General features: G+C 37.4%; 3 protein-coding genes. All 3 read left to right on the top strand.

What is annotated here, in order from left to right:
- Positions 1–3,808 (top strand): SpaA isopeptide-forming pilin-related protein (locus GVV20_RS08165; protein WP_250690182.1); only part of this gene is annotated, 3,808 nt, incomplete at its 5' end.
- A 53-nt stretch (positions 3,809–3,861) separates the two neighbouring features.
- Complete coding sequence (locus tag GVV20_RS08160; RefSeq protein WP_328597876.1) at positions 3,862–4,713, top strand: lipoprotein; 852 nt, start codon at positions 3,862–3,864, stop codon at positions 4,711–4,713.
- 114 nt (positions 4,714–4,827) lie between these two features.
- Entirely contained in the window at positions 4,828–7,350 is a 2,523-nt protein-coding gene (locus tag GVV20_RS08155; RefSeq protein WP_159740546.1) for a zincin-like metallopeptidase domain-containing protein, read from the top strand.
- Positions 7,351–7,365: the final 15 nt, after the last annotated feature.

Genomic DNA, 7,365 nt, shown 5'->3' with positions numbered 1-7,365 from the left:
ACCTAAAACTGATGAAACAATCGGACAAAATATATCTTTAGAAGATAAAAATATAGATATACCTAAAGCAGTTATTGTTCCTCTAAATGAAGAAAAAGTAACTCCTTCAGATTGGGGACTTCCAAATATTGAAAATGCCCCATATACACAAGATGGACACACGATTAAAGAAGTTTCTAATCAACCATTAGGACGTGACTATATAAAAACGTTGCCAGATAGCTATCGAGTTCACTATATTAGCGAAACAGGACAATGGATCGTCTATGAAGATGCACATTATTCATATTCTATAGCTCAATCAACACGTGCTAAACGTTCGCTTGGTAACCAAGTAACGACAGGGGCTAGTTTATCGAGAGGAACATCATTCTATTGGGCTGCGGATCCATCATTCTACTTTACAGATATAGAATTTAAAGAAATATTTGTAAATGGTGAATTGGGTCAATGTTTAGAACCAAGTGTCTTGAATGTTTCTACAGGTAATGCGCAAACATTCGATTTAGAGAGTGCAGGCGCAATTCGTGTTATGGACGGACGCTTGACGTTTACAATGACACCGGCACAACATCGAAGAATCGTACTTATTTCAAACTATGGAACTGACGCATGGACCAAACAAGCAATGGTCTATGAAGCAATTGGATGGGTGTTTAGTGATTATGGTACAGGTGGAAGACCAGATATTGAAGGTACAAACGCAAGAATCGCAAGTCATGCAAACAAGCCATCATGGGACGGACAAACTCGACAAGTAAAAATTGGCGAAACACTCGATTTGAGTGATCCTATATTAAACGATTTTGAACTCGTCAAGTGGGATGGCTTAGAACTAATTGAAAAGAATGGAAATCGACTAATTGTAAGAGTACGCGAAAAGAATACTAATCTTGTACTCAAAAAAGTGTCTAGTATTGCCCAAGGTGTACCATTCGTTGCAACAGATGGGTCAAGTCAAAAAGTAGCTGTAGGTAGATTAACAGACCCAGTTTTAACTGTATTAAGAACTGAAGCACCACTTGTTGATATCTTAGTTACTAAAAAAGACACAAAAGGTAATCCAGTAGCAGGTGGTGTCATCGAATATTCATACTCGTCAGATTTAACAGGTCAAGTATGGAGTAAGACTACGGATGCAAACGGACAGTTTACAACGTCTGATTGGGAACCAGGACTCACAATGTACTATCGTGAAAAATCAATGCCTGCACCAATCATTATTGATACGACTATTAAGTCACATCTAATCAAAGATGAAGGCAATACCATTGATATCGTTAATAGCATTGCTAAAGGACGTATTGAAGCCACTAAGGTGGATCAACACGGTAAAGCTGTAGCAGGTGCTAAGTTTAATCTTGTGGGTTCAAATGGAACAACGATTACTAACAAAGTATCTGATGCACAAGGAAAAGTGATCTTCGATAATCTTGACCTTGGCACATACTACTTAGAAGAAACAGAAGTACCTGATGGACTTGTCCTTGATAAGACACGTCATGAAATAAAGATTGAATATGCTAACCAAACAACACCTATTGTTGTCGTTGGTAAAACAATCGAAAACAAATATCAACTTACTGATGTAACATTTACGAAAGAAGAAGATGCACTAGATAGTTTCTTCCCAGAGAATCATGGTAAAAAACTTGAAGGCGTTGAGCTAGGCTTATACGCACGAAGTGACGTATATCAAGGTGAAACACTTGTTTGGAATGCAGGGGATCTTGTTGGTAAACGTGTTACAAATAGTGTGGGACAAGTCACATGGCACAATGTAGCACAGGGTGAATATCGCGTACAAGAATTAAAGGCGATTGAAGGATATCAATTATTCGATGGATATTGGGATGTTGATGTACTTTATGATGGAAACAACCCGACTGTATCGGTAACTAAAGTTGGACAAACAATAACGAACTCAGCAATCTATGGAAGTGTTGAACTTGTTAAAACAAATGGTACAGGGACTGCTCGATTAGAAGGAGCGGAATTTGGACTCTACAGAAGTAGTGATGACAAGTTACTCGGAACGTATACTTCAGATGAAGATGGACGCATTAACGTTGATGGTCTTCGCTATTCAACGAATAACGGATACTACTTCAAAGAACTTAAAGCGCCTTACGGATATTGGATCAATGAAAGCAAAATCTACTTCGATATCACAAGCCAAGGACAAACAAAATATCTTATTGCACCAAACGCACTAATTGAAGTTCATATTGAAGCACATAAGGTCAATGAAGATGGATTACCACTCGAAGGTGTTGGCTTTAAGATTAGAAATACACAAAGTGGGGAGTTTGTAACTTTACGATACGCTGATGGTAAAGAAATCATTAATGAAGACATCTGGTTTAGTGATGCAAATGGTGACATATTCACACGTGATCGCTTAACTGCAGGTGAGTATGAATTTGTGGAAGTTGCACCATTACCTGGATATCAACCAATTGCACCAATTAAGTTTACAGTTGACGATCAACAAACATATATCGACTTAGGTGATTTAATTGGACTTTCCTTAGATACAGGTGAAATCGTCAACGAATGGAATCGCGGTAACATCGAGATTCTAAAACTTGATAAAGATACGAAAGAACCACTCCAAGGATGGGGCTTTAATCTATATGATGCGAATAACGTTCTACTTGGTTATTACGAGACAGGGCTAGACGGAAAAATTGTAATTGAGAATGCTCGTTACGGATTCTACACTGTTGAAGAAATCAAAGTAAATAGTGACTATGGAATCGACCCAGAGAACAACAAACAACAAATCTTCGTTGAGGAACATGGTAAAACATATACTGTCACATTCGAGAACAAACATGCAGATATTAAGACTAAAGCATCCTTTGTTGAACGCGACAAAGAAACGCCTAACAAAGTAACAATTACCGATAAAGTGTCTTACACCGACTTATGGATTGGTAAAGAATACTTAGTTGAAGGTTTCTTAATGATTAAAGAAACAAATGAACCATTGTTAATTAATGGAGAGTTTGTCACAGCTTCAAAAACGTTCACACCTACGACTAAAGATGGTTTTGTGGAACTTGACTTTACATTCGACCAAAACGCGCTCAACGGCCAAACAATCGTTGTATTTGAGACCTTGAAACGAGATGGTATCGAAGTTGTAGTCCACCACGATATTAATGACATTGACCAGACTGTTGAAAATCTAACGGTTCAAATTAATAAAAAAGACCGACTCACAAAAGATCGTCTCATGAAAGCGGAGTTTACAATGTATGATGCTGAAGGAAATGTGATCGATGTGAAGTGGACTGACGAAAATGGTATCGCTGAATTTACCATCTTTGAAGGAGAAACAGTTGAAATCAAAGAAACTAATGCTCCTGAAGGATACTTACTCAGTGACGAAGTGATTCGATTAACAGGCGCTAAAGGGATTGATGGGAACTTGTACACCATTGAATACTATAATGATCTGATGCCAGTTGTGATGTTACCAAAAACAGGACTTGCAGACTCAGGAGTATTACTCCTAGGAAGCCTTGCTTCTCTAATTGGTATGGCGATGTATTGGGTATCAAAACTATTCTCTAAAAAAGGTGAGAAACAGATGCTAATTGAATTATTTGACGATGTTGCGAATAGCGACAGCTCAGTTAAAATTAATTCGGATGAAACATATAAATTCATCAAACGTCTTATTAAAAATCTAAAACGAACAAACAATATTGTGACGTTTGAATATGATGAAATCCAATACAGTATCATTTGCTCAAACGATGAACTTGCAATTTATCTATCTGAAATAATGCGAAACTAAAGCAACATGGCAATCATTGCCATGTTGTTTTAAATAAGAAATGAGGTGTCAGTATTAAAAAGAAAATAATTATGGTATTGGGGCTACTTCTATTTTTGACTGGTTGTAGCCTTAATCCATTCGATAGAGGGCCAAAACTTGAATTTATCTCAAACCCAATAAGTTTAGAATATGGAAAAGTTGTTGATCCGAAAGAATTTGTAAAAAAATATACTGCAGATGAAATATTCATCGGAGAGTATGATCCATTTACAGTAGGTGAGCAAAGTATGGTATATACACTTATAAGAAATGGAAAAGAAATTGAGTACACGCTAACAATAAATATTACCGATACACAAAATCCAAGATTTACAAAAAAGACTGAAGATATTCTCATCATGGAAGGCGGAACCTTTGATGTAAAGAATTACTTTGAAGCATTTCATGATGTCGATGGAAAAGTGCCTGTAACGCTACTGGAATCTTTTGACAGTTCGAAACCTGGAGTCCATGTAATGACGGCTCAAGCAAAAAACAAAAACGGGAACATATCGACTACAAACTTTACCCTTGCTATTAAGAGTAAAGAGGAATATGAACAAATAGTTGCAAACGTTACCCCAAAGCCTGCAGAAGAAAACACACAAGAAAATGCAGCAGATAACAGTGGCGGTAATAGTAGTGCGGGAAATTCAAATAGTGGAAACACCTCATCAGGTGGCACTTATGTAGAACCAGAGCGTCCTCAACCCACTCAAAAGCCTTCAAATAAATCGTTCATGTTTAGTGATGGATACAACATTCAAACTGGACTTAGTGCCTGTACAGCATATATTGGGCCATATTCTCAGTTCGAAAGAGCCTGTGTCGATATAAGGAATGGCGAGGGTATTGGAATAGGATATGAAGCACAGTTTTATTAACATGGCAATCATTGCCATGTAGAAGGGAAGGAAGCATGACAAGCAAAAAAGAACCAAATAACTACACTGAACTTCTTAAAGAATTAAATCTTGAGGAAGGAGAAATAGATCACGATGACAAACAACACTAAGCGATACAATGCACGTGAAGACTTTGCAGACCGTATGCAAGAAATCATCCTTGATGCATTGGAACATGAACGTATCCCTTGGGAATCACCAGTAAAACGAGAATACATGTTACCTATCAATGGCGTAACGAACAAGCGATATCAAAGCACTAATGAATTGACCTTAACCATGATTGCGCAAATTAAAGGTTATGAAGACCCGCGTTGGGTTACCTTCAAACAAGCGAAGGAACAAGGTTGGTTCATCAAAAAGGGTGAGAAATCATCTCCTATCATATACACAAGCGTGGTGGATAGAAGAACCAATCAAATCGTGACTCAAGAATATGTCAACACATTGAGTAAATCAGAACTTGAAACACTGAAGCAAAATACTGTTGTTAAAAGTCGATTGTATAAGGTATTCAATGGTTCGCAGATTAGTGGTATTCCTAAACTTGAAAAGTATCAAGTAATCAAACCTACATTCGAACAAAAGAATGCAGAAAAAATCCTTACTGAATTATCTGAGAATATGGGAGTATCAATCTATACGGCATCTGTTCCTAACGCATTTTATGAACCAGGTGCCGACAGAGTGACAACTCCATCATTACAGGTTTATGACTCATTTGAAAATTATGCATCAACACTTATTCATGAGTTAGCACATGCTACAGGCCATCCGAAAAGACTCAATCGTGTGCTTGATGGAAATATGCGCTCACTTGAGTATGCGACTGAAGAACTGGTAGCCGAGTTTACTGCTACCTACATTTCTGCATATCTTGGAATAAAAAAAGAACCTGCTCAATACGAAAATCATAAAGCGTATTGTCAAAGCTGGTATCAAAGAATTAAAGACAATCCAGAACTATTGCGTAAGGCATTATCCTCATCCACTAGCGCTAAGAAATATATGCTCGAACAAACAAGTATTCAATTAGAAGAGCCTAAGAGACCTTTGGAAATCAATGCAGCGACACTAAAAGCAACAGTTCAAATTGAAGACTATGCAACTGACGTACTTGGACTCACTGTTGTACAAAGTGGCCAATACGCATCGTTTGCAGAGCATGATAGTTGTCTTATCTATCCCAATAATTCATTTTATCGTTTCTCTACTGCAGTAGGTGGTAGTGTTATTGACTTCATTATGCATTTTGAAGAAGTTGAATACAAAGAAGCGATGGAGCGACTTACTGAATATTATCTTCAAAGTGGTTTAGAGCTTCGTGAAGGTATTGAAACAACTGACAAGACGGTTAGAAAACGTGCAACGTTGGAATTACCGACACCTGCAGATAACAATGAACAGGTTATCGATTATTTGTCACAAGAGCGTGGTATCGGGGTTTCAACATTAGCTGCACTCATTAATTCTAAAAATCTGTATCAAGACCTTAACGGCAACTGCGTATTTGTTAGTTACGATAAAGGAATTGCGAACTATGCGATGAAACGTGGTACATACAGTGACTTTAAAGGTGATGTAAAAGGTAGCGTGGCGACCAATGGATTTGTCATCAATAATGGCGCTTCACAAACTGTCTTTACTGAAGGGATTATTGATGCCCTAAGCATTATGGAACTTATTGATGATCCCAAATTGTATAACTATGTCAGTGTCAATGGTGTGGGTAAATCAATTGAAGTTGTTAAAAACTATATCGAAGGACTTAGTGAATCGAAACAAGAAGTTGATACGTTTATTGTTGCTTTTGATAATGATGAACCAGGGCAAATGGCCACTGAACAATTTGAAGCGTTCATGCATGAATTTTACCCGCTCTATGATATTGAAGTCATGACTCCTGAAGGAAAAGACTTTAATGAGGATCTTACGAATTCTAAAGAAATCTATCCTAATGTTTCTGAAGAACCAATTCAAGTTCATCAAAAAGCTGACGATACATTTTTATCCGTTACACTAAGCGAGTCCAATTGTCTTAAAACATATACTGAAGAAGGTACAGTGAAAAAAATATTCTCGTTCCCAAAGGGAAGTCAGTATAGTAAGTACATTTATACAGTTGAAGCATCTCAAATCATGAATGTTGATCCAACAAAAAATACTGTAACATTGCAATTCAATGAAGCGGAGCCAATCGAAGTAATCAAGGGTAAACGCGTTGAAGGAGTTTATACAGTTATGGATCAACAATTCATCAAAGCAGATGAATTATTAAGAGCATACAGAAACCTTGAATATGAGCCAGAGTCCAAGCAACATGTTAGGCTCTCGAAAAATGACATTGTTTCTTTCAAAGAAGCAATCGACAAAAACAATGTTGAGTATCAGAAGTTGATTCGGGAAACAGACAGTCATCTTCAAGGGGATGCTCATTATATTGTTGAACGCTCATTGATTGTTGAGTTGCAGAAGCAAACAATGGAAGAAAACAATGAGGGGATTCGACAAGCAATCGAAATGATTGAGAATCAGGCCAATGGAAGAACCCAACAAACTAATCAACACATGAACAAGAATACAATGGAAATCGAGCCAGAGCTTGAAATCCAGTAACATGGCAATGATTGC

Origin of the sequence: Erysipelothrix aquatica (assembly GCF_009828775.2) — a bacterium.
In the GTDB taxonomy this organism is placed as follows: Bacteria; Bacillota_I; Bacilli_A; order Erysipelotrichales; family Erysipelotrichaceae; genus Erysipelothrix; species Erysipelothrix aquatica.
This window is presented reverse-complemented; position numbering and strand designations above follow the sequence as displayed.

Bases quoted from the DNA above. Each gene is read 5' to 3' on its own strand.
- GVV20_RS08155 (WP_159740546.1), top strand. From the start codon at position 4,828: ATGACAAACAACACTAAGCGATACAATGCACGTGAAGACTTTGCAGAC.